Here is a 25671-nt window from a genome sequence, read left to right as displayed (position 1 = left end):
ATTAATTAGGAATTATTACTTGGGACTGATCTCCTGTATTTGTATCTAAAATATTAATTACCAATCCTTCTCCTGATGGGAAAATTTCTACGAATAGTGTTCCAAAACTAAAGGTTCCTTCTGTGAGTCCTTCTTCTCCAAACTGTTCGGTAAATAAAGTCCTTGATATTTGATTTAATAACTGGCTATTTAAATTCTCTGTAAACCTCTCTATGTCTGACCTTTGATCTCTAGATGAGTCACTACCGTCTGTAAATTCATTCTGAGCTTCTGCAGAACTAAGAAGCCATTGATAATTAAATGTATCTCCTCCAAAAGCGGGGTTGACAGGCTTGTATACCAAATTTTGCCCAAAAGAAAAACTGGTAATGGAGCACATAACAAAAAATGTAATTATAACTGATTTCATATATTATTTTAATACTGAAAGATATTGTTCTTCTGTTTTTTTAAATCTTTGAAATATTTATATACTTTTCTTATTGAAACTTTTGACATGTGTTCTAAATATTCTAAATCTGGTTTTCCTAAAAATTCATGAATAACGCTATCTTCTATTTTTACCTGGATGATTGTGCTACGCCCAAAGCTTAATTTTTCATAAATACCTACAACTTTACTCCCGTTTATTTGATTATTTGAGTACATATTGAAAAAGAATTCATAAAAATCTCTTCCAGGCTTAGTCTTTGTTTCTTCTATAACTATTCCTTTTAATTCTATACCATCCTCAGTTGAACTCTCTTCTTTCTGTAGTTGTTTATTGGTTGCTCCTTCATTAAAAACCAATCTATCTTTACCTATAATTACATCTTCTTCATAGATTAATAAAAGCACTACTATTTTACTGGTCTCATCTACATTTATCACTCCTTTTGAGAGTTCTTTTCCTTCATTGGCTTCTAATGTAAACCTTCCTTCTTGTTTATTTTTGGATATATTATTATTGATATTTGTCTTAAAAACAGAGACGATATATTTTAGGCTCTTATTAACTTCTGTAGTGTTTGTAGCCGTTCCTACAACAGCAATTATATCACCAATGGTTTGTGTTTTGATCTTAGCAACTACATCAGTATTTGTGTACTGAGCTGTTACTATTTGAAAAAAAAATAGTGTAAGTATGACAAGCTTAAACTTCATACTAAATCTTCCTTTGTTATTAAAAACTTCTAACTATTATCGTTCTGGCATCACCAGACATTTTAAACTTCAAATTTTTAGATAATTCATTACTACCAAATCGTTCAAAAATAAGGTCATTCCCTTCTTGAAGAAGTTCTAGTTTTGTTGCTATATCAGAATTAAAAGAAAAATCTATTACAGAATTATTAGTTCCTGTTTGAGAAATTACTTTTTCAATCGTTCTTGCTGATTCATTAATATCTATCTTATTATGATCTCCTTTTTGAATTATACGAATATCCGAAGATTCTGCTACAACATTAGAAAATACTGTGTTATCTATTCCTATTTGTTGAATAAAAACTACATTATTTCCTGTAACAACTGATGTCTTATTTCTATCATTTTGAGATAATACGTCATTGACTTGAGATATTGCAATAAACTTATCTTGATTAGTAGTCAAAAATTGTCCTTCTTCTTTTACCTCTTGTGCATGAATAGCAAAAAAGGAGGAAAAAGAAAAAAACATGACCAACTGTATAACGATGATTTTATTCATTTTTAAGGGTTTTAAGAAATCAAGATAAGAGTTACACTCAATAATTGAGCACAACTCTTATCCTGACGTTAAGTTTATTAAATAAAATCTATTTTTTTATTTAGAACCGCTTTGAACTACTTCTGCCATATTATTAGTTCCTGTTTGTAAAATTACACTAGCATTCATATCTCCTGATTGAGTTACATTTGTCATATTCCCAGTTCCAAATTGAGTATCTTCTGCTACGTTCATAGTTCCGAACTGTAGTATATCACTTACATTCCCTACTCCATTTTGAGAAGAAATTGCAGTATTTTCATCTCCAAATTGAATTTGGCTTGTTAAGTTACTCTCTCCTCCTAAATTTAAATCAGAATATCCTTCTTGCGTAGCTTCTGCAACATTACCTGTTCCTATTTGGATTTGAGAAACTGTATTTTCTCCTCCTACAAACAAAATATTTTGAGTAGCAGAGGCATTGTTTCTATCTCCTAATTGCGCTTGTTGTATTGTATTATTGTCTTCTTCATGTCTAGCATAGGCATTATTATCATCACCAGACTGGTACTGATTTACATACCCTCCTCTTGATGTAAAGAAAAACCCTCCTTGCTCAGAAGTTGCAACATTACCAAATCCTGATTGATCTTGAACCAATACATTATCTGCTCCTGATTGTTCTCCTGAAGCAGTGTTTTGTTCTCCTGATTGAGCTTGATCAGAGATATTACTTGTCCCATTTTGCGATACTTCTGCTAGATTTGCACTACCTTCTTGTATTTGTATGGCAAAATTATTCCCTCCAAAAGATCCTAAATTCTGTGTTGCATTCGCTCTGTTTGCATCTCCTGTTTGGCTTTGAAGAATTGTATTATCATCTTCTTCATGATTGGCAAAGGCATCATTTTCATCCCCTACCTGAACTTGTTCTACTATTCCTCCTCTAGAATCAAAAACACTACTTCCTTGTACAGAATTTGCATTATTTCCTCCTCCTTGTTGATCTTGGCTCAAAGAATTATTAGTACCCCATTGCTCTGCTGTAGCAATATTAGCGTCTCCTACTTGAGATTGTGAAGAGAGGTTATTATCACCTTGTTGAATTATAGTAGATATATTAAGATTACCTTCTTGCGCCAATTCGCTATAGTTATCTACCCCCAACTGTTCTGCTGATGCAGAGTTACCATTACCATACTGAGCTTGGTTTGCAACATTGGTTTCTCCTTCTTGAGATACAGTAGCTTCATTCTTATCTCCTTCTTGAAGCTGTTCTGTGATATTACCTCCTCCAAAATATTGTAAATTCTGAGTAGCACTGGCAGAGTTACCATTACCTACCTGAACTTGATACACTTGGTTACCCGACTCTTCATGTTGTGCAAATGCCGAATTTTTGTCCCCTGTTTGTGATTGTTCTACAATTCCATTATTAGAATTAAACAAAGTACTCCCTTGAATAGCTTCAGCTGAATTTGCTGTACCTTCTTGTACCGTTAAAGAACTATTAGAATCCCCTATTTGTACAATGTTTGCTCCATTATCATCTCCTGTCTGATTAACATTACTATTATTTGATTGTGCGACCATTGCCGTAGTACTTAATAAAGTTACCAGGCCAAAAACTAGTTTTTTCATATGTGATATATATTAAAGTGATTAAATTGAGTTATTCTTTAAAAATTACAGCATAAGAGTTAACTAAGACTAGAAAATATCTAATCTTTTATCTTACTTTAAGTAAAAATATATTTTGGGACTTATAAAGGGGTGTATCAAAAGTATGACGACCATTTTGATACTATCAAATTTAGCAAAATATTAAGCTATTATTATGAATTTTTCAATTATTCGATGAAATACATACAAAAAACCCATAGAAAAACATTTTTCTATGGGTTTTAAAGGCTTCAGGAATAGTTAACTTTTTGTTAAATTATTTCCCAAAAAGAGTTAGTAAGTTAATTCTTACGCTTTTATCTAGTAAACAATAACTCTCTATATTTGGTTAATGGCCATAATTCATCATCAATCAATAATTCTAACTTATCACAGCTATACCGAATTTCATCAAACAAAGGCTTCACTTTGTCACAATAACTTGAAGCTTTTTTCTCTAGGTCGTCAAGTTTATTAGCTTTTTTTCGAGCCTCAGTCATTTCATTAACTTTTGTATTGATTTTTCCAATATGTTCAGAAATCTCTTCTATAATCTCCATTTGCTCCTTGGCATATTTTTTAAAATCTTTACCATATAATTCTTTTAATCCAGAAACATTATTTATCAGCATGTTTTGATAACGTATTGCTGTTGGAATTACATGGTTTCTTGCAATATCTCCAAGAACTCGGCCTTCTATTTGAATTCTCATCACATATTCTTCTACTTCTATTTCATATCGAGCTTCTGCTTCTATCTTATTCATCACTCCCATCTCTTCAAAAAGCTTCACGTTCTTTTTAGATATCTTTGCTTTTAAAGCTTCAGGAGTGGTTTTATTATTACTTAACCCTCTCTTTTTTGCTTCTTTTTCCCATTCTTCACCATATCCATTTCCTTCAAAAAGAATATTTTTGGATTGTTTGATATATTCTCTTAATACATTAAAAATTGCTTCATCTTTTTTGAGTCCTTTTTTATCAATTAATGCATCAACTTCTATCTTAAAATCAACTAGTTGTTTTGCAACTATTGTATTAAGTATTGTCATCGGGTTTGCACAGTTTGCTTTTGAACCTACTGCTCTGAACTCAAATTTGTTTCCTGTAAAGGCAAAAGGAGAAGTTCTATTACGATCTGTATTGTCTAGTAATATCTCTGGTATTTTCCCTACAACATTTAATTTTAAATCTGTTTTCTCTTGTGGAGATAATTTACCATCTGTCACTCCTTCTAATTCTTTCAGCACTGCTGTCAATTGTTCTCCTATAAACACCGACATAATTGCAGGAGGGGCTTCATTAGCACCCAAACGATGATCATTACTAGCAGACGCAATACCAGCTCTCATTAATTCTTCATTTTCATTAATTGCTTTGATTGTATTAATAAAAAATGTTAAAAATTGCAGATTACTCATAGGAGTCTTTCCTGGCCCTAATAAATTAACCCCTGTATTGGTTGCCAGCGACCAGTTATTATGTTTCCCTGATCCATTTACTCCTGCAAAAGGTTTCTCATGTAATAAAACCTTTAAATTATGGCGAGTAGCAACTTTATCCATCACATCCATAAGTAAAGAATTGTGATCAACGGCTAAATTTGTCTCTTCATAAATAGGAGCTAGCTCAAATTGATTAGGAGCTACTTCATTATGACGTGTTTTCACAGGAATACCAAGCAACATACATTCTGTTTCCAGATCTCTCATATAATCCAAGGCTCTGGTAGGAATGCTTCCAAAATAATGATCATCTAATTGCTGGCCTTTTGCAGGAGAATGACCTAGTAGTGTTCTACCTGTCATCACAATATCAGGTCTTGAGTATGCCAACGCACTATCAATCAAGAAATACTCTTGTTCCCATCCTAAAGAGGCATTTACTTTTTTTACATTTTTATCAAAATATTTTGCTACCGCTGTAGCTGCATTATCAACTGCCTGCAAAGCTCTCAACAAAGGTGTTTTATAATCTAGTGCTTCTCCTGTATATGCAACAAAAACGGTAGGAATAGAAAGAGTTGTGCCATAAATAAAGGCAGGAGAAGTAGGATCCCATGCGGTATACCCCCTAGCTTCAAACGTATTACGAATACCTCCATTAGGAAAAGAAGATGCATCTGGTTCTTGTTGAACTAATTGACCTCCTCCAAATTTTTCTATTGCTTGCCCATTACCAATAGTTTCAAAAAAAGCATCATGCTTTTCCGCTGTCGCTCCTGTAAGTGGCTGAAACCAATGGGTATAATGAGTTACTCCTTTAGAAAGCGCCCACTCCTTCATTGCAGATGAAATTTGATCAGCAATCTTACGATCAATCTTAGAACCGTGTTCTATTGCATCCATCACACTATTATAAGCATCTTTTGTTAGGTACTGAAGCATGGTCGTTTGATCAAAAACATTTTCACCAAACAACGCAGATCGTCGTTCATCTTCTGTAACTAATACAGGTTCACGATGTAAGGTCTCTTTTAGAGCTTGAAATCTAAGTGTTGACATAATTAATTAAGTTTTTACACAAAGATAAAAGAAGTTTCTATTATAGATATGAAAAATCTTTTCTTTTATATTAACAATTATTCAAAATGCCCTTAAAAAAAACAGGGTATCTTCAAAAATATATGCTTTTTTAGTTTTATCCCCCCTATTTTTTGGGCCTAAAATAAATATAGCCTAATTTTGGTTTTTGTAAGTGTTCAATTTATAAAGTAATAATTATGAATAAGACTAAATTAGAGTACATTTGGTTAGATGGTTACGAACCAACTGCTAATCTGAGAAGTAAGACAAAAGTTGTAGAAAATTTTAGTGGAAAACTTGAAGATTGCCCAATGTGGTCTTTTGATGGTAGCTCTACAAGACAAGCAAAAGGTGGTTCTTCTGACTGCTTACTAAAGCCTGTTGCTATTTATCCTGATCCTGTAAGAAAAAATGGTTATCTTATTATGACCGAAGTTCTGAATGCTGATGGAACTACTCACCCTTCTAATGCAAGAGCTACCATTGATGATGATGACAATGATTTTTGGTTTGGTTTTGAGCAGGAATACTTTATCATGGATAAAAACACCCAATTACCTTTAGGGTTCCCTGTGGGTGGTTATCCAGGTCCTCAAGGTATGTATTATTGTTCTGTTGGCGGAAGAAATACACACGGAAGAGAATTTGTTGAGGAACATGCTGATTTATGTATTGCTGCTGGACTTAATTTTGAAGGCATCAATCAAGAAGTAGCTAGTGGCCAGTGGGAATTTCAATTATTCGCCAAAGGTGCAAAAAAGGCAGGTGATGAAATCTGGATTGCTCGATACTTACTCGATCGTTTAACTGAGCACTATGGATATTATATTGATTATCATCCAAAACCAATAAAAGGAGACTGGAATGGTTCTGGAATGCATGCTAATTTTTCTAATGAACTTCTAAGAACTTGTGGCTCTAAAGAAGTATATGAAACTATTTGTGAAGCATTCAGACCTGTTACCGAAGAGCATATAGCTGTATATGGTGAATTTAATGACCAAAGATTAACTGGATTGCATGAGACACAATCTATAAATGAATTCTCTTACGGAATATCTGATAGAGGAGCTTCTATAAGAATACCTATCATTACTGTAGAGAACGGATGGAAAGGTTGGCTAGAAGATCGTCGTCCTGCTTCTAATGGAGATCCTTATAAGATTGCTGCAAGAATTGTTACTACTGTAAAAACCGCAGATGTAACAGCAGTATTAGCATAAAACATCTATTTACCAACTAAATTAAACGCAAAAGACACCTTTCTTGGAGTGCTCCAAGAAAGGTGTCTTTTTTTATCTCTATTTTTATTTGAATAAACTACCTCAGAGTAACGAAGCATTCCATTTAAACAGATCTTTAATTTCAAAGCAAACTTAAAACCAAAAAGTTTAAATAAGTTCAATGAGTAAAAAGAAAAAACATAGAATCATTCTTCTATTTCAGAAATACTAAGGCTATAAAAACACAATAAGCACCAAAGATTAAAATCCCTTTTGTACGACCAAGCACCATTCTCTTAGGTACAAATGCCAACGGAAGAAGAACCATTGCAAAACCAAGCATCCAATAAATGTTTACATTCATCAATGTCTCATCTTTTACTGCAATTGGCTGAATTAAAGAGGTTATTCCCAAAACTGACGCTATATTAAAAATATTAGACCCGATAAGGTTTCCTAAAGAGATTGCTTTTTCTTGTTTGAGTGCTGCAATAACAGATGCGGCTAATTCAGGAACACTTGTTCCTACTGCAATTAGAGTAACTGCTATAACACCTTCACTAATTCCCATATTAAAAGCAATAGTCTCTGCTCCTTTTACCAATAACTCCGATCCAAAATACAATGTACTACCACCAATAAGCAACCAAATAACAATCTTGAAATTAGAAGTTTTCTCTAAAGAATCATCAACTTCTTCTACTTCTACAGTAGATGCTTTTCTAGCTCTTCTTATTAATATAACAAGGTATACCAATAAAGATAATAATAACACCATTCCTTCTATGCGAGTCAGCACTCCATCATTTTCTAAAACCAAATACAGAGCAAATGACAACAGTACCATCACTGGCCAGTTAAACTTATAAAAATCTTTATCAATAGCCAGAGGACCAATTATTGCTGTGATTCCTAGCACCAATCCTATATTAGCTATATTAGACCCTATCACATTACCTAAAGAAATATCAGATAATCCGTCTAATGCTGCCTGAATACTTACCAATAATTCTGGTGCAGAAGTTGCAAAAGAAACTACTGTCAACCCAATTACCATACGAGATAATTTAAGTCGAAAAGAAAGTGCGACAGACGATCTCACCAAGAATTCTCCTCCTACTACAAGAAGTATCAGTCCAATAATAACATAAAATATGCTAGTAATCATAAATTTAAATTTTGTTTGCGAAGATACTATTATATCAATACTTTTCTTCAAAAAAAATAGCATCCATATTTCAGGATGCTATTTTAAAAACAGCTCTATTGTAGCAAATAAAACTAAGTTGTGTGTATTTTAATATAGATATTCTAAGGCAACGATATCATATTGTCCAAATTCACCTTCATTATAAGGAAAACATGCATTCATTATCGAGGAAGAATCCTGGCTGGCTCCTGGAGTTCCAGGAATATAAATAGCTCCTTCGGGAGCAGCCGGCTCTCCACTCTGACCACAAGATTGTCTTGTATTCCAATCTGTATGTCTTAATCCAAAACAATGCCCTAATTCATGAGTAAATAATCCTTCTAGTAATTGGTCATCACCATGTCTATTTGCGCCTCCATTAATTTTTACTCTCTTAAATGGTTCTCCTGCTCTAGGAAATCCAGCCACTCCTCTAACTCCATCTTGTGGAATTTCATTAGAGTTTACTTGCGTATAGGCTACAATATCATTTGCCGTAAAATTTGTTGAAAAAACTAATTCTATCTGAAAACCAATATTAATGGCATTGTAATTCGCTACTGCATATTGTAATCCTCTTTGGGCAACAGTACTAAGTCCAAAATTATCATTACCATTATATCCAACAACACGATATGTTCTTGGAGTGCTCACCAAATTATTAGTTCTATATTGTTTACTCTGTACTCCACCATAAAGGTCTGTAGCCATAATCTGATCATATGACATAGAGATATCCCCTTCTATAAGATACATTTCTTTTTGAGTACCATCTATATCAGTGATTATTTGTTTACGCACGCCATTTGAATCATAATGTAACTGTTCTATTTTTGCCAATACTTCTTTAGAAACCTCATTGGATACTTCTTCTGTAGTATCAAAAGAAGATTCTTTTTCACAGGATATAAAAACAGTTAGAATTACAGCATTGAATAATACCGTAAGGAATTTGAAATTTTTCATTGAATTTGTGTTTAAAGTTGCACTAATTTATTTGTATCCTTTATTAAAATTAAAACACATTACACCAACTGCTTATTTTTTTACACGAACCGTTACTTTTAACACATAAAACCAATAAAATCACAAAATATAAGTCAAAATTTTAATTCTTTTGTACATTCACTACCCATATAACACCAATATGATAATTAAAAAAACAGCTTTTCCACTACTTTTAACACTACTCTGTTTAATTACTACTCCTATGTCTTCTAGTAGTATAACAAATGTATATTCAAAAAAAACAACACAAGATTCGATACTCGCTAAACTTATAGAAAATCAACAAAAAGCTACGTTACTAAATAATACTGATAGCATTATCAAAAGTGAACTAGCCTTATTACGTTATTATACATACACCCAATTAAAAAGTACAGAAACTAAAGAGTTCTTTAATTTACTTAGCTATTGTAAAGACAATAATAAGGCGAATTGTATTATTGAAATTTACTCTATGTTTGCTTTCTACATGCAAAAAAATGATCAGTTTTTAAAAGCCTTAGAATATTATAGTATAGCAGATGAATTATCTCACGGGTATCCAAAAGGGAAGTTAAAATGGTCTATCCTACTTAATCAAGGTACATTATTCAGTGAATTACTAGAACCAGAAATAGCTAGAAAAAAATTTAAAAAATCTTTTGCATACATTCAACCTGGTAAAGATCACATGAAAGCTATTTCTTTATTAAACATCTCTACTACTTTTGAGAAGACCAATCCTGATTCGATGGCTTACTTTTCTAATCAGGCTATTCAGATACTAGAAAAAAATCCAGATCGTTTTAATTCATTAGAGATTGCAGCTAATAATGTAGCATACGGCTACATAAGACAAAATAAACTCAAGGAAGCTTCAGAGATTATTGATAAATATATTGATCTAGACAATATCTCTAACAATAAAAAGGAATCTTTTGTGTCGTTTTTTTTCAATACAATGGGAGAGTTAAATTATAAGTTAGGAAATTACGATACGGCTATAGAATATTACAAAAAATCAATACGCAAAATCAAAAACGAGCACCCTCCTTCTACTATTATGAGTTTAAACGATCTGGCAGAAATCTTTGAGATCAAAGGAGATTTAAAAAAATCTGTCTATTATTTAAAAGCAAAAGAAAAGTATCTTCAAAAGTTTAATAAAAATAAGCTAAAAAGAGAAATCGCCAGATCAGAGTACAATAAGGTTCTCAAGGAGAAAAATAAATTGATTACAAATCTGGAAACTAAAAATTTAAAAAACAACAAACAGGTTTACAATAGTAAAATTATCGCCTTGAGTTCTGGTATCATTACTTTACTATGTGCATTAGTCTTTTTTACTATTTATCAAAAAAGTAGATTAAAAATTTCTCAACTTAATGAAGAAGTAAGTATTACCAGATTGAAATCACTACGATCAATAATGAATCCTCATTTCTTATTTAATTCATTTAATACACTACAAAGTTTTATTCTTCAAAAAGATAAATTTGAGGCTAGTGAACATATGAGAGAATTATCACAATTAATTCGTAAGGTATTGTCGAACTCTGATAGTTTATACATAAGCTTTCAAGAAGAATTAGAAATTATAAAAACATACATCATTTTAGAAAACAAAAGATTTGACAATCAATTTAAGCTACATATAGACATTGATCAAAATCTAATTGGACTGAACCCAAAAATACCTTCAATGATCATACAACCTCATCTGGAAAATGCAGTTACTCATGGGTTAAGCACTAAAAATAAAAAAGAATTAAAACTATCTTTCATAAAAAAACATAACTGTATCCAATGTATTATTGAAGATAATGGTATTGGAAGAAAAAAAGCTGCTTCGCTAAACAAAAAAGCAAAAAGTAGAAACCATCTGTCTATCGCTTCTGAAAATACTGCCGAAAGAATAAAGCTTCTAAAAAAAATAGGTTATAAAGAAACTTCACTAGAGGTTACAGACTTATTAGATCATACTAATAAACCAAAAGGAACAAGAGTTATTCTTAATTTGCCAATTATAGATCACAATCATGAGTACACCACTAAAATGCGTTATCATTGATGACGAAAAAATGGCTCGTAACAGCCTAAAATTATTATTAAACACCTATTGCCCTTATGTGAAGATCACTGGAGAGGCTTGGGATCAAACATCTATAAAAAAACTATTTAAAGACCAAACTCCTAATGTTGTACTTCTTGATATTCAATTAGGAAACAGCACTGTTTTTGATATAATCCCTAACCTAGATCGTATAAATTCTAAAATAATTTTCACAACAGCTCATGAGGATTATGCTATCAAAGGATATAAATATGATGCTATTGATTATCTGCTAAAACCTATAGATCCAATAGAATTAAAAAAAGCTATGACTAAGGCCTCTCAATTTATCGAAAAAGAAAAAACACCTGAAAACAATATAGAAGAAAACTTAAAAAACTTTTTTCAATTAAGAGAATCCTCTCAAATTATACTATCAGATAGCAGAGGTTCTCACGTTATTAAGGTAAAAGATATTATGTATTGTATTGCAGAAGGTAATTACACTTCTATCATTTTAAATAACCAGCCTCAAATGGTGGTTTCTAAAAACCTTAAATTTTTTGAAGAAAAATTAACTCCTTCCAACTTTTTTAGAATACATAAATCCAACCTAATTAATACTCATTACCTTAAACTACTTAGCAATGATGGAGGATATATTGTAATGAGTGACGGAAAAACATTATCTATATCAAGAGATAAAAAGAGAGAACTATTGAATAGAATCTGATAGATCATCTGCATCTAAAAAAAATGACCTCACAAAAAAGAGATTCATTTTTTGTATTTTTGAATCATGCAACGACAATTCTTTTCGATGATCGCCAAAATTAATAAAGCAATACTTCCTAGCTTTACAAAAAGACATTTAGATATTAGTAAAGCTTCTAAGCTACAACTCCTTATTTTTGGTTGGAGACTTTATATTACTAAAAGAGCTCTTGGCTGATAAAAATATTTTTTTGCAACATCTCTGTCTATTTTTCGTAATTAAGAAAAAATCAATTGTATTTATAAAAACAACCAAAATTTATAGTATGAGAAAGTGGGTCTTTATTGGGATAGGCATACTAGGTATGTTTTCCTTAGCATCATTTACAAAACATCAAAATGATTATTTAACCGTTACTCAAAAAAACACTGATGAGGTAACAGCGATAATTAAGAAAAACACAACAGAAAAAGAATTGGAGGACATAAAAGGATTCTTTTTAGAAAATGATATTGAATTAATTATTAACAAAATAGATTTTAATAAACAAAAGGAAATTATTGGTTTAAGTATTGTTTTAAAAAAAGGAAATTCAAAAACTCAATATTCATCCTCCTCTAATACACCAATTTCAGAAATAAAATTAGGCTACAAAGATGGTGGTTTATACATTACAAACTCAGGAATGTCTGATATTATGGTTTTTAAAAAGCAATCTGGATTCAACAACCCTGCAATGGATATGGATAGCATCATGAGAGGTCATGGATTTGCTTTTAATTTTAATGATCATATGGATATTCAAAAGCTTAAAGATCAAATCATGAAATCCTTTGATTTTGATGAGGATGGAAGCGGAAACTTTATGTTTAATGGTCAGCATGCTACTCCTTTTCATAACTCAAGATCACAAAAATTTAATTTTGTGGATAACCCTGATATAAATAAGCTTATTATTATTGATGGTGAAGAAGCTGATTTTGATACTTTAGATAAACTTGCTAAATCAGATAAACTAGCCGAAGTAGATTTTTTAAAACCTACAACTGCAATTAGTATTTATGGTGACAAAGCAAAAGATGGAGCTATTATTGCAACTACAAAAAAATAGAAAATAATTCTACCATATTATTTAGTAGCCTTCATAAAAATGAAGGCTTTTTTTAATATTCCAAAAGTCTTGCTACAGGAACCCCTAGCTTGCCTCTTCCTTTTAGAAAGCTTAATTCCATAATAAAATTACACTGTACAACTACTCCTCCTAATTCTGTCACCAAATCACAAACCGCTTTTGCAGTACCTCCAGTAGCCAATACATCATCATGTATTAAGACATTCTCTCCTTTTTTAATTGCATCAATATGTATTTCTAAAATATCTTCTCCATATTCCAAGTCATAACTTTTTGATACTACAGAATATGGTAATTTTCCTTTTTTTCTCACGGGTACAAATCCAGCTTCTAATCGTTCAGCAATCATACTCCCCATTATAAATCCTCTAGCCTCTACCCCTATCACTTTATCAATCTTAATACCTTTTGGACTCAAATCAGCCAATTGATCCACGCACGCTACCAAAGCTTTATGGTTACTCAATAGTGGAGTAATATCTTTAAACAAAACCCCTGGTTTAGGAAAATCTGAAATATTCCTGATATAATCTTCTATATTCATCGTTCGAAAATACTGAAAATAAAAAAAGAGGCTAAAAAAAGAATCAACAAATTAATTGTTTTTACACTGGACTCTTCCTTTAACAAACGTACTATCAAGCTATTTGAATCATATTTTCAAACATTGCCTTTCTCAACCCATATAAACCGCATTTTTATCTCTAAAAAAATTAGCGTAAATTTGGTTAATACTATAAAAAACAGTTATATTTGCACCCGCAAAAAGGCCTCGTAGCATAACTGAATAGTGCACTTGATTACGGCTCAAGAGGTTGCAGGTTTGAATCCTGCCGAGGTCACTAAAAAACCCTTTAAAACATTGATTTTAAAGGGTTTTTTGATTTTATGGCAACAGATTTGGTGGCAAGAAAATTTCTAGGTAATTTCATTTCTGATTCGTTTAGCTATCAATTCTAAAATCATTTCCACCAAAAGAAATACGTTCCAACCGCGTCCTACAAAAGTTATATCTGATTCGGAATATATTATTTTATTTTCAATCTAAACCTCTTCTTTTTTAAGTAATTGCCTTCTCTTTACTGTTATAAAACACTAATTTAGTTATATCATAAAAGTATAAACCTATTTATAAAAAAACAACACATGAGTAATAAAGAAAAGGCCAAAGCATATCATACAGCTGTTAGCGAATATGATGAATCAACGATTAAAAAAATGGTTCATGAAGGTTATATCCAACATAACCCAAAGGTACCATCAGGAAGAGCTGCTTTTATTTCTATGATACCTAAGTTAAAAGCTTATGGTAGTAAAATTGAAAATATTCGCATGCTAGAAGATGGCAATCACATCATCATGCATCATAAATGGATAAATGCTATTCCTTTTGGTTTTGATGAAACAGCAGCTTTTCATATCATTCGTTTTGATAATACTGGTCTTATTGCAGAACACTGGAATGTTATGACAGAAATGGGTTTACCAAATGCATCCGATAGATCTTTACTAGATGGTAAAACAGAAATAAATGACTTAAATAAAACTGAAATGAATAAGTCTAAAATCATTGAGCTGTTTAATCTTCTAACAAATGAAGGTGTAGAAAAAATAATAACTACCATCCCTCAATTTTTTCAAACTGATTTTCATCAGCATAATATGATGCTTTCCGATGGAGTTGAAAGTCTTATTAAAGCAGTTCAAGAAGGTTCTCTTTTTCCTCGATACATTAAACAGCATGCCGTCTTTGGAGAAGGAAACTTTGTTCTCTCTATTAGTGAAGGAATGCTTTCAGAAAAAAAGACCGCATTATATGACTTGTTTAGATTAGAAGAGGGAAAGGTAGCTGCTCATTGGAGCATTAGTCAAGATATCCCAACAGAGAATCTTGCCAATAACAATACTATGTTTAATTTTTAGAATGTGTACAAAACAAGATCTTTGCGTATGGAGTCTCTGTTTTATAAGGAGCTTCTCCTTTGAAATCAATATAAAACAGTAAAATGAAAATAAGAAAACTAGTAGCTAACAACAAAGTAGTGACATTCCCAAATATCAAACTGTTAACTACTAGCCTCTTTACTTATTTTTTTAATTCTTTTTTCATTTCTGTTACTGTTTTCCCTCCAACAGCTATATCACCATCTGGAATTTCTTTTATTGATATAAAGAATAGCTCTTTTGGAATTCCAGTAATATCTACTGATACCTCTGTTAGTTGCTCAATTAATTTCTGCTTGATTTTTTTTTCAAGCTTACCTGATTCAAATGATATGTATGGCATATTGATTCTGTTTTTTTATTTGTAGTTACGTTTTATTTTGTTTCCTGTTCCATATTATATGTAACCTTTAGAATATTTAGCAACAAGACCTTTAATTAAAGTATTTATTTCGTTTAGTGTACCTACAGATTCAATATAAGCATCGGGCCTTACTATAATAACCTGATCTTTATAATGTTTACTCTCTGTCCAAAATCCATATTGTGAATTATTAGAATGAATTTGTAGTAAGTTCACAAAATCTGGTAATTCTAAATCTATTCTTTGATCACTAAAATAAAGAAGAGTAAATTTAGTATACTCAAGAAGAGAATAGAGTCGTTTCTTATCTTTTTCTTGGTGTACTATGAGATCATACACTCTTGTTCTAATTATTCCTTTTTCACTGTAGCGAATTCCCATCCCTGTAATATTTCCAGCTCTTTTCTCTACAATCTTCACATAATCTTTTGCATGAGTGCCAGAGTTTGAATATTTTGTAGAACGAACAAGTTCTCCAGAACTTTCAATTACACTTAAAGCGATTGGTTTTCTTTCACTTTCATATGAACTAAGCAGGCTTTGATGAGCTCCATGATTTTTGATCATACTCAATTTCCAAATTAAATTAAATGAATCTGCCAGTCCTGTATTTAAACCTTGTCCTCCATTTACTGAATGAATATGACAAGCATCCCCAGCTAGAATTACACGATCTTTAATGAGGTAGCTTTCGGCAACAGATTCTTTTACAGAAAATTGAGAAAACCAAACAAATTCTTTTATCTTAACTGTATGTGGAGCCATTGCAAGGTTTATTTTTTCTATAGCATCCTCCATAATAAAATCCTTGCGGTCCATTCTGACATAAAATCGGTCAATCTCTCCTTCTCTTGGAATCCAAGCAACATCTGATGTTTCTGCCTGAAAAACAATTATTTCTGGAACCTTTGGAAAATCGGTTTCAAATACTGCATCAATTACCGCCCATATAATTTGAGGGCGTGTGATTTCAAAAGGGATATTGAAGTAGTTTCTTACAAAAGAATTGGAACCATCTGCACCAATAAGATATGTAGACTTTATTATCTCTTTATTAGAGAGCGTACTTATACATCCTTGATCTGTGATTTGAATATCTTCTATTGTTGTTTGTCTAACTACAGGAGCATTAATTGATGTAAGCTTCTCGTCTAAGAGCTTCTCTACAAATGCTTGTCCTAACATTAAAAAATGTTTATGAAAACATCCTTCCAGCTCATTCCACCATGAAGATTGACGAGATACAAACTTCCCTTTTTCCCATACTGAACTTGTATTACAAGGCAAGCCCAACGGGTAAAGCTCTTTGAACAAATCAACAACCTCAAGTAGCTGTAATGTTCTTGCATTAAGAGCATCTGCTCTCCCAACTTCTAATGGGCCTACAGACGTATCTATTATGATAGTTTTCAATCCTGAAAGCTCTGCCAAATAAGCACATAATAATCCTACAGGTCCAGCTCCAATAATAAGAATATCTGTTTCTTTTCTAATCATTTTGTATATATTAAATGAGGATTATCAAGAGGAGTTTTTCCTAATAGCTGTACTCGTCTTATATGTCTGGGTGCCCCTTTAGTAAAAGCTTCTCGACCATGCAACAAAGTATGATTATCAGAAAATACTATATCTCCTGTTTTCCACTGGTGTGTGTATAGGTTTTCAGGAGAGTAGAGTATTTTGTTAAGGTTTTCAATAAAATTTTCTATCTCTTGTTTAGGAATACCTTCAACCTCAAAACCTGGATGATTAATAAAAGATTCATCATTATTATGAGGCGGTTCACAGTAACGAATTACTGAGAAATCTTTTTCAGGGTGTTTTGTAAGAAGTGGAGCAATCGTTTTACTGTCATAAAATTCCATTTTTCTTGAATAAGCGCAAGTAATCTTGTTCCATAACTCACGAACACTTTCAGGAGTTTTTTCTAAAACCAATTTTGTATTGACAAAAGTTGTTCCTCCTTTGTTATCAATACCAGGTGAGTTCACACAATGAAACACCTGAGTTTCTGGAACCTGTTCTCGATACATACCATCCCAGTGAAGAGGGATATAGGTATTATCAAAAATATGATCTTTAGGGTTGTCATGTTCGATCAGCTCCAGTATCTTTCCAAAAGGCCATAAACTAATTTCTCCATACTTTTCGCAATAGTCAGAAAAATCCTCTGCACTATCAAAACTTTGAAATCCCCTTAAAGCAATCAAATGCTCACGTGATAAAACATCTTGTAGTTCATTTACATCTATATCTCTAATATCTTCTTTCCCATTAATGGGCTCAATTAATAAACCAAATGGGTATAATTTTGTTGCTATAAAATTCATAACTTAACTATTTAATTTTTTTATTCTAAAATTGATATTCTGTTTTTAGTTCTTGTTTTTCTGAATAAGTTCATAGTGACTAGGACGGCCATTTACATCTTCAACCAATGTTACATTTAATTTTTGAGCTTCTTTATGCTTCATTAATATAAATTTATCACCAGTATTTACTGCGACTGCATGCCAAGGAGTCATCCATGTTTCTATACCTAGAAGTTGAATTCCAATTTTTTTAGAGCCACAAATCTGTGGATGTATGGATAAACGAATGGCCTCAGGGAATTTTTCTGCAATTAGATCAGTCCACGCATTACTTCTTATAATTGCTTGGTATGCTTTTATTTTACACTCTTTTTGAATGGAACTCTTAGACCTAGTCTGTCCAGGAAATAGTAAATCTTCTACTAGAAATCGTGTAAGCCCACAATAAAGACGATTCGCTTCTTTTTCTTCTGGATCGTTTGAACCGTTTCCTCCTTTTTTTATTTTAGTCTTTAAACTATCCAAATCTTGTCCATACTGTTCTATTAGTTCAGAACGCGCTTGATCAAAATTACCATCTACATATATATTATCAAGATTAAAAACAGAAAGCGCTGTTAGGTTTAATTTTTCTATAATACAATCAATTTCCATCTGGTAAGCTGTCACATCTTTTTCTGGAATCCCAACAACATCACTAAAAACCCTACCATCTGAGCATATAATTACCTCTGCCCCTGGTTCATGTTTTTTTTGAATTTGCTTACAGAGATTATTTAAAAATGTAAGCGCTTTTTTTTCAGCCATATCTGGGAGGTGTCCTAAAACTTTTGCTGGGTTTGGAGATTTACCAGGAAATGCAGGTAAGACAAACTTAATTTTCTTTTTTTCTTTAATTGCCGTAATAATCTTGTCTATATGTTGTTTTTGGCACCTTGTACATGAAGCCGAATCACAGATATCTTCAGATTTTACCATTCGCCGAAATTGCATGACTTCGGTTAAAATATATTTGGCTTGATCTCTAATTTGATCTAAGCTATTAGGCTTACTTGGTTCATTATTTAAAATCTTCATAATTGAGTTTGTGTTTTGAGTCTACTAAGTGAAAGTTAAGTAACTATTTAAAAGGAATTCTACTCTATTTGCGATGTTAACGCGACTTTAGTTCATGTTAACACTCTTTAATAAATAATGCTAAACATTAAGATCGGATTTTTGTATTCTTGGAATATTTTTAATGATTCATCTTCTTGGTATTAACAAAAAAAGTGCTGGGATTTTCAAAAACAAAAAGTCGTTTGTTGTTTAAAATTCTCTCAAAAGAAAAAATATTATTATGAGGGTATTTTTTATAATTTATTATAAAAGTTATAGTTATTGATTGTGAATCCTCTTTAGATATGTTTTAATAGATATAAAGTGTTTAGCAATATATATATTCAAAAACAATGCTTATAATAATATCTCATCTTCAATCCCGTTTTTTAAAATTCCTATTTCAGGAACTTCAACCGTTACAATATCTCCAGGAGTTAAGTATATGGGTGGAGTAAACCTTGCTCCAGCACCATTAGGAGTTCCTGTAGAAATCATATCTCCAGGTTTTAACGTCATGAATGTACTTAGATATGAAATAATATAAGCAAAAGAGAACATTAAGTTTATGGTAGAATCCTGTTGTCGGATTTCTCCATTAACGCGTGTTTCAATAGTAAGATTGGTATAATCTTTAATTTCATCCGCGGTTACCATCCAAGGGCCTATAGCTCCTGATTTTTCAAAATTTTTACCTTGAGTCACATTAAATTTTGCATGTCGAACCCAATCTCGTATAGTTCCTTCATTCATTAATGTTAGACCTGCGATATGTTCAAAAGCTTTATTTTCAGGAATACGTCTTCCTGGTTTTCCTATGATAATGACGATTTCACCCTCATAGTCTAATTGGTTTGATTCTGGTGGACGCACTAAGTTTTCTTTATGTCCTGTAAATGAATCCTGATATCTAAGAAACAAACTGGGATATTTTGGTACGTCAGAATTATCTTTGTATTCTGCATTTCTATTCGCATAATTCACACCAATACACGCAATTTTTTCTCCTGAAAGTATAGGCGACAAATAAACAACCTCTTTTTCTCTATAAGAGATTTCAGTATTTCTTGCTATAGCTATTAATTTATCTAATGCTCCTGTCTTTATCCAGTGACATAGATCATAACCATAATCTTTTCCAATATCTGTTAAGAAAATAGTGTTTTCTTTTTCTATTACAGAGCCGTACGTTATTCTGTTATTGATATTGTAAGATGCAAATCTCATAGGTAAATGTTGATTTTGAGTATCAAAAATAGCGCTCATCACCTTGTTTTTATTGTAATAAAGTGCAGTATTACTTTAGCTTATATGCAAAATACGTCTTAATCAAAAAAAGAAAAGAGCATACACTAAACCAAAAGGAATACTACACTTTTTGTAAAAAAAATTCATAACTAAATAACGAACTATGTACTATACAAAAAAGATATAGTATGCTCAGCAAACAGCAAATAGAAGAAGAAGCAAACCAATTGCATAGTGCAGAAAAAAATAGCTTACAAATAGAAGCTACAACTGTAAGGTATCCAGAAATGGTAATAAAAGATTCTTACGCTATTCAAGAAGAATGGATGAGACTTAAACAAAAAGAAGGACAAAAGGTTATTGGGTATAAGATTGGGTTGACTTCTAAAGTAATGCAAGTAGCAATGGCTATAGATGAACCTGATTATGGAACATTACTAGACAGTATGCATTTTGATCATGGATGTGAAATCAAAGTTTCTGAATTTTCAGACCCTAGAATCGAAGTAGAAATAGCCTTTGTATTAAAGAAGCCTCTGTTTGGTAAAAACTTGACGGTTACAGACGTTATAAACGCTACGGATTATGTAGTTCCTGCATTAGAATTGATAGCCGCAAGAACATATAGAGTACATCCTGATACTGGATATACAAGAACAATTAGAGACACTATTGCTGATAATGCAGCTAATGCTGCAATTATATTAGGAAATAAGAAAATAAAGCCAACCGCAGTTGATTTACGCTGGATAAGTGCTCTTTTATACAAAAATAATGTTATTGAAGAATCTGGAGTTGCTGCCGCTGTACTAGATCATCCCGCAAGAGGAGTTGCATGGCTAGCTCAAAAATATGCAAACCACAATATAGCGCTGGAACCTGGGCAAATTATTTTGGCTGGTTCCTTTACAAGACCTGTAAAAGTCAATGCAGGAGACACCATTGTAGCAGATTATAATGAGCTGGGTACAATTGAATGTAAATTCATATAACATTATGAAATGAGTCATAATAATTCGGCTAACATCAACTGAAAATGATTATTGGCAAATTCTACCTGAGTGATAACAATAAACAAAATAAATAGATGAAACAATTAGGAGATAACATATTCAAAAAAAGCGTTGTAAATAGAGAATTGACCTATGGTATATGGAATGGTTTGGTTGACACAGTAGTTGCAGAGATTATTGCGTGTGCTGATTTTGATTGGATATTGATTGATGGAGAACATGCCCCATTTGATATAAGAAAAATACAATTACAACTTCAAACACTATCAGCATATTCATCTCAGGTTATTGTAAGACCACCCGTTGGAGATTCAGTATTGATAAAAAATCTTATGGATATTGGAGTCCAAAATTTATTAGTGCCAATGGTAGAAACCGCAGAACAAGCATCACAGCTAGTAAAAGATATGCGATATCCACCAGAAGGCATTAGAGGGGTAGGTACTGCCCTAGCGAGAGCATCAAAATGGAACCGGTTGGAAAATTATTTTGCCAAAGCAAACAGCCAGATGTGTTTGATTTGTCAGGTAGAAACCATAAAAGGGCTTAACAATTTAGAAGAAATTTTAGATATAGATGGAGTTGATGGTGTCTTTATAGGCCCTGCTGATTTGGCTGCCTCTATGGGGTATTTAGGAAATCCAGCACACCCCGTAGTAAAAGAAGCTGTTGCCAGTGCACTAATCAAAATTAAAGAAAAGAAAAAAACAGCAGGGGTACTGGCCTTATCAGAAGAACTTATTGAGTTTTATAAAAACAAAGGAGCGAACTTATTAGGGGTTGGTGTAGATACACTAGTATTAGCCAATGGAGCGCAACAACTTAGAGATAAGCTAAAATAAACATACACAAAAGTATAATAATTCTTACACAAAAATACAAAGATGTTCGTTGTAACAAGAATACCTTTATCAAGTGAGCAATCCACACAATTTTAAAACTTTTAGACATAAAATGTTAGATACTAATTTAAAAATACTGAACCAGCTTTTACCTAAACTCAAAAAAGAAGGAATAAAAAACTTTATAAATGGAAAACAGTTAAAAGCTTCATCGGGAAATACTTTTGAAACACATTCACCTGTAGATAAAGAATTTATAGCTAAGGTAGCTTTATCTGATGAAAAAGATATTGATCAAGCAGCTACAGCAGCGATGACAGCATTTAAATCGTGGAAAAAAATGCCTCATCAAGAACGTAGAGATATCTTGTATGCAATTGCTGATAAAATAGAAGAGCATGCCGATAAAATTGCTGTTTTAGAGAGTTATGATACAGGGCAGCCTATTCGCTTTATGAAAAAAGCAGCAGTAAGAGGTGCTGCAAATTTCAGATATTTTGCTGATAAAGTTATAGATGCACCTAATGGATTATCCACTCCAGATACTCATCATATTAACTACACTATACGACAACCTATAGGCCCTATTGGGATAATTACTCCTTGGAATACGCCATTTATGCTTAGTACATGGAAAATAGCACCAGCATTGGCATCAGGCTGTACAGTAGTGCACAAACCTGCAGAATTTAGCCCAGTGACAGCAAGTTATTTGGTGAAATTGGCACATGAGGCAGGTTTACCAAAAGGAGTTTGGAATGTAGTAAATGGTTTTGGTGAAGTGGCAGGAAAATCATTGACAGAACATAACGATATCAAAGCATTAGCTTTTATAGGAGAAACAACTACAGGAAGTCTGATTATGAAACAAGGAGCTCCTACTTTAAAACGAGTACATCTCGAATTAGGAGGACAAAATCCAATTATAGTGTTTGATGATGCAGACCTAGATCGGGCTTTGGATACTGCTGTTTTTATGAAATACAGTCTTAATGGGGAACGATGTACATCTAGTAGCAGACTCCTTCTTGAAAAAAGTATTTACAAAGACTTCGTTGATCAACTTATTAAACGAGTTCAAAATATTACCGTAGGAAACCCACTAGACCCTACTACCGAAGTTGGACCAATGATACATCCTACTCATCAAGAAAAAGTACTAAGCTATGGTAAGATCGGAAAGAAAGATGGAGCGACACTTGCTGTGGGTGGTGGTACACCAGATCACTTAACAAATGGGTGTTATGTAAATCCAACACTTTTTATAAATGCGACCAAAGATATGCGCATTGCTCAAGAAGAAGTTTTTGGCCCTTTTCTTACTGTAATCCCTTTTGATACAGAAGAAGAGGCCATAGAGATTGCTAATAGTGTAAAGTATGGACTTACTGCCTATATATGGACCAAAGATGTAGGAAGGGCACATAGAGTTGCACATGATGTTGAAGCGGGTATGGTATGGATTAATTCTCAAAACATAAGGCATTTACCAGCACCCTTTGGAGGAGTAAAACACAGTGGTATCGGCCGTGATGGAGGCGAATATAGTTTCGACTTCTACATGGAAACTAAAAATATATCAGTTGCATTGGGAGATCATACCATTCCACAATTAGGTAAAAAATAACACATATGGATGCAAAAAAATTAAGACAAGTAGCAGGTGGATTTGCAACGGGAATTACCATTGTAAGTTCAGGGGATATAACTTCTGAAGTTAGAGCAATGACAGCTAATTCTTTTTTATCGGTTTCATTAGATCCACCATTGGTTTTGTTCTCTGTAGATACAAGAACTAAGCTGTTTGAAACGCTTGAAAAAGGAAAGAAAATTACCATTAGCATCTTGTCAGAAAAACAAGAAGAAATTAGTAATCACTTTGCAGGCAAAAATCATTTAGACCATCACGCATTATTTGAGAGTATTAAAAATTATCCAGTAATCAAAGATGCCTTAGGATATTACCTAACAGAGGTTGACCAAATTATTCCTGCAGGAGATCATTACTTGGTACTATGCAACGTAAAAGATTTACAAAGAAATGAAGATGTAAACCCTTTAATGTATTACTCGGGTAAGTATAGAACATATACAAACACATTAATCTAAATTTATTATGATTACAGAACAAAACACTGCACAGAATAAACCATTTTCAAAAGAATATGAAAACAAAATTTTTACAGGTCAGGAATATCTGGATTCATTAGATGATGGTAGAGAAATTTGGTTTAATGGTGAGAAGATTACCAATATAGCAGAACATAAAGCATTTAGAAACTCGGCAAGAAGTATTGCAAGATTCTATGATGCAATGCACGATGAAGAGTATCAAGATGATCTTTTATTGGTTGATAAAAACGGAATTGTAACTCATAAGTTTTTTGCTCCTAGTTATACATCAAAAGAACTAGATGATGCACGAAAAGCCATAGAGATTAGTCAGCGAATAAACTATGGTTGGATGGGTAGAACCCCAGAATATAAAGCCGCTTTTATGGCGCATCTGCAAGATAATGCTGGGTTTTATCAAAAAGAATTTCAGCAGAATGCTATTAATTGGTATAAAAAAGCTGCTGAAAAATGTTTATTTCTGAATCATGTGCTGGTAGATCCACCTGTAGATAGGTCCAAAGATCGAATCAATGTTAGAGATGTTTTTGTAAGCGTAGATAAAGAAGATGATAAGGGTATTTATGTCTCTGGAGCAAAAATGGTAGCAACAGGTTCAGTATTGACTCATGGCACCTTTGTTGGGCTGACAGGTAATATCACTTCTATGATGGAAAAAGATAGAGATGAAGACATGGCTGTCATATTTTTTGCAGATATGAATACACCAGGTCTTAAAATGATCTGTAGACCATCTTATGAGCATGATGCTAATAGCGCATATGATGCACCACTATCATCCAGATATGATGAAAATGATTCTGTAATTATTATGGATAATGCATTTATCCCATGGGAAAATGTATTGGTATATAGAGATATCGATAGATGTAAACAATTCTACAAAGAATCAGGTTTTTTTAACCGATATAACTTACAGGCGGCAGTTCGCTTAGCTATCAAATTAGAATTTTGTATAGGATTATTCTCAGAAGGAACCAAAGCATCAGGGACCGCTCAGTTTAGAGGAGTACAAGCAGGAACAGGGGAATTGATCGGTATAAAAAACACTTTGTGGTCACTAACCACTAGCATGGTAAATGATGTTGCTCCTTGTGGTACAGGAGTCGTTCCTAACGCAGAAGTTGCTGCAGCATTACGATTATATATGTCTAATTGCTGGGATAGAGTACGTGAGATTTTTGAAAGCGTATTAGGAGGTGCACCAGTATATACTATTTCTAGCAATAAAGATTTACAAAACAAAGAATTACGCCCATACATAGAGAGATACTATGTAGGAACAGGGTTAGATGCCAATGACAGGATCAAACTCTTCAAATTAATATGGGATTCTATGTATTCAGAATTTGCAGGTAGACACTCATTATATGAACGAAACTATTCTGGGAGTCAGGATTTACAACGCTTGGACATATTGAGGCAAGCAACTGTATCTAAATCTCTTGACAAATGCACAGAAATGGTGAAAAAATGTATGAGTGATTATGACATGAATGGCTGGACTAATACCTGGTTAACATAAAATAGTTATTAAAAAGATAAAAAAAGATAAAAAAAATAAA

At 32.6% G+C, this 25671-nt stretch carries 23 protein-coding genes and 1 tRNA gene; 11 read left to right on the top strand and 13 right to left on the bottom strand.

All coding sequences use genetic code 11. The features are described 5' to 3' along the window. Position 1: 1 nt before the first annotated feature. The 5 genes from CVD18_RS00915 to CVD18_RS00895 form a co-directional block, all read right to left on the bottom strand. A complete protein-coding gene (locus CVD18_RS00915) occupies positions 2-409 on the bottom strand; it encodes a curli production assembly/transport component CsgF (RefSeq protein WP_103863568.1) in 408 nt (135 codons plus the stop codon). Positions 410-417: 8 nt separating this feature from the next. Then, on the bottom strand, positions 418-1143 hold the full coding sequence (locus CVD18_RS00910; protein ID WP_103863567.1) for a CsgE family curli-type amyloid fiber assembly protein: 726 nt from the start codon (positions 1141-1143) through the stop codon (positions 418-420). Positions 1144-1162: 19 nt separating this feature from the next. After that, positions 1163-1687, bottom strand: coding sequence for a hypothetical protein (locus tag CVD18_RS00905; RefSeq protein WP_103863566.1), 525 nt, complete (start codon positions 1685-1687; stop codon positions 1163-1165). Positions 1688-1783: 96 nt separating this feature from the next. Next, positions 1784-3307 carry a hypothetical protein gene (locus tag CVD18_RS00900; RefSeq protein WP_103863565.1) on the bottom strand — a complete coding sequence of 508 codons (1524 nt, stop codon included), beginning with the start codon at positions 3305-3307 and terminating at the stop codon, positions 1784-1786. 338 nt (positions 3308-3645) lie between these two features. Next, positions 3646-5832, bottom strand: coding sequence for a glutamine synthetase III (locus tag CVD18_RS00895; protein WP_103863564.1), 2187 nt, complete (start codon positions 5830-5832; stop codon positions 3646-3648). Positions 5833-6050: 218 nt separating this feature from the next. Between CVD18_RS00895 and CVD18_RS00890 the strand changes: the two genes are divergently transcribed. After that, positions 6051-7076, top strand: coding sequence for a glutamine synthetase beta-grasp domain-containing protein (locus CVD18_RS00890; RefSeq protein WP_103863563.1), 1026 nt, complete (start codon positions 6051-6053; stop codon positions 7074-7076). A gap of 214 nt (positions 7077-7290) precedes the next feature. Here the strand turns inward: CVD18_RS00890 and CVD18_RS00885 are convergent, their stop codons facing one another. Both CVD18_RS00885 and CVD18_RS00880 read right to left on the bottom strand, forming a co-directional pair. Further along, complete coding sequence (locus CVD18_RS00885) at positions 7291-8244, bottom strand: calcium/sodium antiporter (RefSeq protein ID WP_103863578.1); 954 nt, start codon at positions 8242-8244, stop codon at positions 7291-7293. 129 nt (positions 8245-8373) lie between these two features. Further along, positions 8374-9231: a M57 family metalloprotease gene (locus CVD18_RS00880; RefSeq protein WP_103863562.1), complete on the bottom strand. Its 858-nt coding sequence runs from the start codon at positions 9229-9231 to the stop codon at positions 8374-8376. 181 nt (positions 9232-9412) lie between these two features. On the opposite strand from CVD18_RS00880, the gene CVD18_RS00875 reads away from it, so the two are divergent. The 3 genes from CVD18_RS00875 to CVD18_RS00860 all read left to right on the top strand — a co-directional run bounded on the left by CVD18_RS00875 (position 9413) and on the right by CVD18_RS00860 (position 13131). Further along, positions 9413-11323 carry a histidine kinase gene (locus tag CVD18_RS00875; RefSeq protein WP_103863561.1) on the top strand — a complete coding sequence of 637 codons (1911 nt, stop codon included), beginning with the start codon at positions 9413-9415 and terminating at the stop codon, positions 11321-11323. Next, positions 11292-12038, top strand: a complete 747-nt coding sequence (locus tag CVD18_RS00870) for a LytTR family DNA-binding domain-containing protein (protein WP_103863560.1) — start codon at positions 11292-11294, stop codon at positions 12036-12038. The genes CVD18_RS00875 and CVD18_RS00870 overlap by 32 nt, the downstream gene beginning before the upstream one ends. 307 nt (positions 12039-12345) lie before the next feature. Next, on the top strand, positions 12346-13131 hold the full coding sequence (locus CVD18_RS00860) for a hypothetical protein (RefSeq protein WP_146052670.1): 786 nt from the start codon (positions 12346-12348) through the stop codon (positions 13129-13131). A 52-nt stretch (positions 13132-13183) separates the two neighbouring features. Here the strand turns inward: CVD18_RS00860 and CVD18_RS00855 are convergent, their stop codons facing one another. Beyond that, positions 13184-13696, bottom strand: coding sequence for an adenine phosphoribosyltransferase (locus tag CVD18_RS00855; protein WP_103863557.1), 513 nt, complete (start codon positions 13694-13696; stop codon positions 13184-13186). A gap of 224 nt (positions 13697-13920) precedes the next feature. Here CVD18_RS00855 and CVD18_RS00850 point away from each other — a divergent pair. Together CVD18_RS00850 and CVD18_RS00845 are read left to right on the top strand one after the other, a co-directional pair. Next, positions 13921-13994: transfer RNA gene (locus tag CVD18_RS00850), tRNA-Arg, on the top strand. Positions 13995-14298: 304 nt separating this feature from the next. Next, positions 14299-15075 carry a nuclear transport factor 2 family protein gene (locus tag CVD18_RS00845; RefSeq protein ID WP_103863556.1) on the top strand — a complete coding sequence of 259 codons (777 nt, stop codon included), beginning with the start codon at positions 14299-14301 and terminating at the stop codon, positions 15073-15075. A gap of 163 nt (positions 15076-15238) precedes the next feature. Here CVD18_RS00845 and CVD18_RS00840 read toward each other — a convergent pair whose 3' ends face one another. The 5 genes from CVD18_RS00840 to CVD18_RS00820 all read right to left on the bottom strand — a co-directional run bounded on the left by CVD18_RS00840 (position 15239) and on the right by CVD18_RS00820 (position 20136). Further along, positions 15239-15439, bottom strand: coding sequence for a tautomerase family protein (locus CVD18_RS00840; protein ID WP_103863555.1), 201 nt, complete (start codon positions 15437-15439; stop codon positions 15239-15241). A 54-nt stretch (positions 15440-15493) separates the two neighbouring features. Further along, positions 15494-16957: an FAD-binding protein gene (locus CVD18_RS00835; protein ID WP_103863554.1), complete on the bottom strand. Its 1464-nt coding sequence runs from the start codon at positions 16955-16957 to the stop codon at positions 15494-15496. After that, positions 16954-17790 (bottom strand): TauD/TfdA family dioxygenase, encoded by an 837-nt coding sequence (locus tag CVD18_RS00830; protein WP_103863553.1) that lies wholly within the window; start codon positions 17788-17790, stop codon positions 16954-16956. Before CVD18_RS00830 ends, CVD18_RS00835 begins: the two co-directional genes overlap by 4 nt. A 45-nt stretch (positions 17791-17835) precedes the next feature. Beyond that, positions 17836-18849 (bottom strand): L-tyrosine/L-tryptophan isonitrile synthase family protein, encoded by a 1014-nt coding sequence (locus CVD18_RS00825; RefSeq protein ID WP_199185027.1) that lies wholly within the window; start codon positions 18847-18849, stop codon positions 17836-17838. Between the two features lie 378 nt (positions 18850-19227). Then, a complete protein-coding gene (locus CVD18_RS00820) occupies positions 19228-20136 on the bottom strand; it encodes a fumarylacetoacetate hydrolase family protein (protein WP_199185026.1) in 909 nt (302 codons plus the stop codon). Positions 20137-20306: 170 nt separating this feature from the next. Here CVD18_RS00820 and hpaH point away from each other — a divergent pair, with 170 nt between their 5' ends. From hpaH to CVD18_RS00795, 5 genes are all read left to right on the top strand, one after another. Next, positions 20307-21110 (top strand): 2-oxo-hept-4-ene-1,7-dioate hydratase, encoded by an 804-nt coding sequence (hpaH, locus tag CVD18_RS00815; RefSeq protein WP_103863552.1) that lies wholly within the window; start codon positions 20307-20309, stop codon positions 21108-21110. A 95-nt stretch (positions 21111-21205) separates the two neighbouring features. Continuing rightward, a complete protein-coding gene (locus tag CVD18_RS00810; RefSeq protein WP_103863551.1) occupies positions 21206-21973 on the top strand; it encodes an aldolase/citrate lyase family protein in 768 nt (255 codons plus the stop codon). Positions 21974-22085: 112 nt separating this feature from the next. Beyond that, a complete protein-coding gene (hpaE, locus tag CVD18_RS00805; RefSeq protein WP_103863550.1) occupies positions 22086-23600 on the top strand; it encodes a 5-carboxymethyl-2-hydroxymuconate semialdehyde dehydrogenase in 1515 nt (504 codons plus the stop codon). 5 nt (positions 23601-23605) lie between these two features. Beyond that, positions 23606-24082 carry a flavin reductase family protein gene (locus tag CVD18_RS00800; protein ID WP_103863549.1) on the top strand — a complete coding sequence of 159 codons (477 nt, stop codon included), beginning with the start codon at positions 23606-23608 and terminating at the stop codon, positions 24080-24082. Between the two features lie 7 nt (positions 24083-24089). After that, positions 24090-25631: a 4-hydroxyphenylacetate 3-hydroxylase family protein gene (locus CVD18_RS00795; protein ID WP_103863548.1), complete on the top strand. Its 1542-nt coding sequence runs from the start codon at positions 24090-24092 to the stop codon at positions 25629-25631. Positions 25632-25671 lie beyond the last annotated feature (40 nt).

The sequence above is a fragment of the Aquimarina sp. I32.4 genome (assembly GCF_002924285.1).
Classification (GTDB): Bacteria; Bacteroidota; Bacteroidia; order Flavobacteriales; family Flavobacteriaceae; genus Aquimarina.
Note: the sequence above shows the minus strand (reverse complement) of the source record. Positions and strands in the feature narration are given on the sequence as shown.

Bases quoted from the DNA above. Each gene is read 5' to 3' on its own strand.
- CVD18_RS00840 (WP_103863555.1), bottom strand. From the start codon at position 15,439: ATGCCATACATATCATTTGAATCAGGTAAGCTTGAAAAAAAAATCAAG.
- CVD18_RS00855 (WP_103863557.1), bottom strand. From the start codon at position 13,696: ATGAATATAGAAGATTATATCAGGAATATTTCAGATTTTCCTAAACCA.
- CVD18_RS00915 (WP_103863568.1), bottom strand. From the start codon at position 409: ATGAAATCAGTTATAATTACATTTTTTGTTATGTGCTCCATTACCAGT.
- CVD18_RS00820 (WP_199185026.1), bottom strand. From the start codon at position 20,136: ATGAGCGCTATTTTTGATACTCAAAATCAACATTTACCTATGAGATTT.
- CVD18_RS00800 (WP_103863549.1), top strand. From the start codon at position 23,606: ATGGATGCAAAAAAATTAAGACAAGTAGCAGGTGGATTTGCAACGGGA.
- CVD18_RS00900 (WP_103863565.1), bottom strand. From the start codon at position 3,307: ATGAAAAAACTAGTTTTTGGCCTGGTAACTTTATTAAGTACTACGGCA.
- hpaE (WP_103863550.1), top strand. From the start codon at position 22,086: ATGTTAGATACTAATTTAAAAATACTGAACCAGCTTTTACCTAAACTC.
- CVD18_RS00885 (WP_103863578.1), bottom strand. From the start codon at position 8,244: ATGATTACTAGCATATTTTATGTTATTATTGGACTGATACTTCTTGTA.
- CVD18_RS00870 (WP_103863560.1), top strand. From the start codon at position 11,292: ATGAGTACACCACTAAAATGCGTTATCATTGATGACGAAAAAATGGCT.
- CVD18_RS00835 (WP_103863554.1), bottom strand. From the start codon at position 16,957: ATGATTAGAAAAGAAACAGATATTCTTATTATTGGAGCTGGACCTGTA.
- CVD18_RS00860 (WP_146052670.1), top strand. From the start codon at position 12,346: ATGAGAAAGTGGGTCTTTATTGGGATAGGCATACTAGGTATGTTTTCC.
- CVD18_RS00795 (WP_103863548.1), top strand. From the start codon at position 24,090: ATGATTACAGAACAAAACACTGCACAGAATAAACCATTTTCAAAAGAA.
- CVD18_RS00825 (WP_199185027.1), bottom strand. From the start codon at position 18,849: ATGAAGATTTTAAATAATGAACCAAGTAAGCCTAATAGCTTAGATCAA.
- hpaH (WP_103863552.1), top strand. From the start codon at position 20,307: ATGCTCAGCAAACAGCAAATAGAAGAAGAAGCAAACCAATTGCATAGT.
- CVD18_RS00880 (WP_103863562.1), bottom strand. From the start codon at position 9,231: ATGAAAAATTTCAAATTCCTTACGGTATTATTCAATGCTGTAATTCTA.
- CVD18_RS00895 (WP_103863564.1), bottom strand. From the start codon at position 5,832: ATGTCAACACTTAGATTTCAAGCTCTAAAAGAGACCTTACATCGTGAA.
- CVD18_RS00910 (WP_103863567.1), bottom strand. From the start codon at position 1,143: ATGAAGTTTAAGCTTGTCATACTTACACTATTTTTTTTTCAAATAGTA.
- CVD18_RS00875 (WP_103863561.1), top strand. From the start codon at position 9,413: ATGATAATTAAAAAAACAGCTTTTCCACTACTTTTAACACTACTCTGT.
- CVD18_RS00905 (WP_103863566.1), bottom strand. From the start codon at position 1,687: ATGAATAAAATCATCGTTATACAGTTGGTCATGTTTTTTTCTTTTTCC.
- CVD18_RS00830 (WP_103863553.1), bottom strand. From the start codon at position 17,790: ATGAATTTTATAGCAACAAAATTATACCCATTTGGTTTATTAATTGAG.
- CVD18_RS00845 (WP_103863556.1), top strand. From the start codon at position 14,299: ATGAGTAATAAAGAAAAGGCCAAAGCATATCATACAGCTGTTAGCGAA.
- CVD18_RS00810 (WP_103863551.1), top strand. From the start codon at position 21,206: ATGAAACAATTAGGAGATAACATATTCAAAAAAAGCGTTGTAAATAGA.
- CVD18_RS00890 (WP_103863563.1), top strand. From the start codon at position 6,051: ATGAATAAGACTAAATTAGAGTACATTTGGTTAGATGGTTACGAACCA.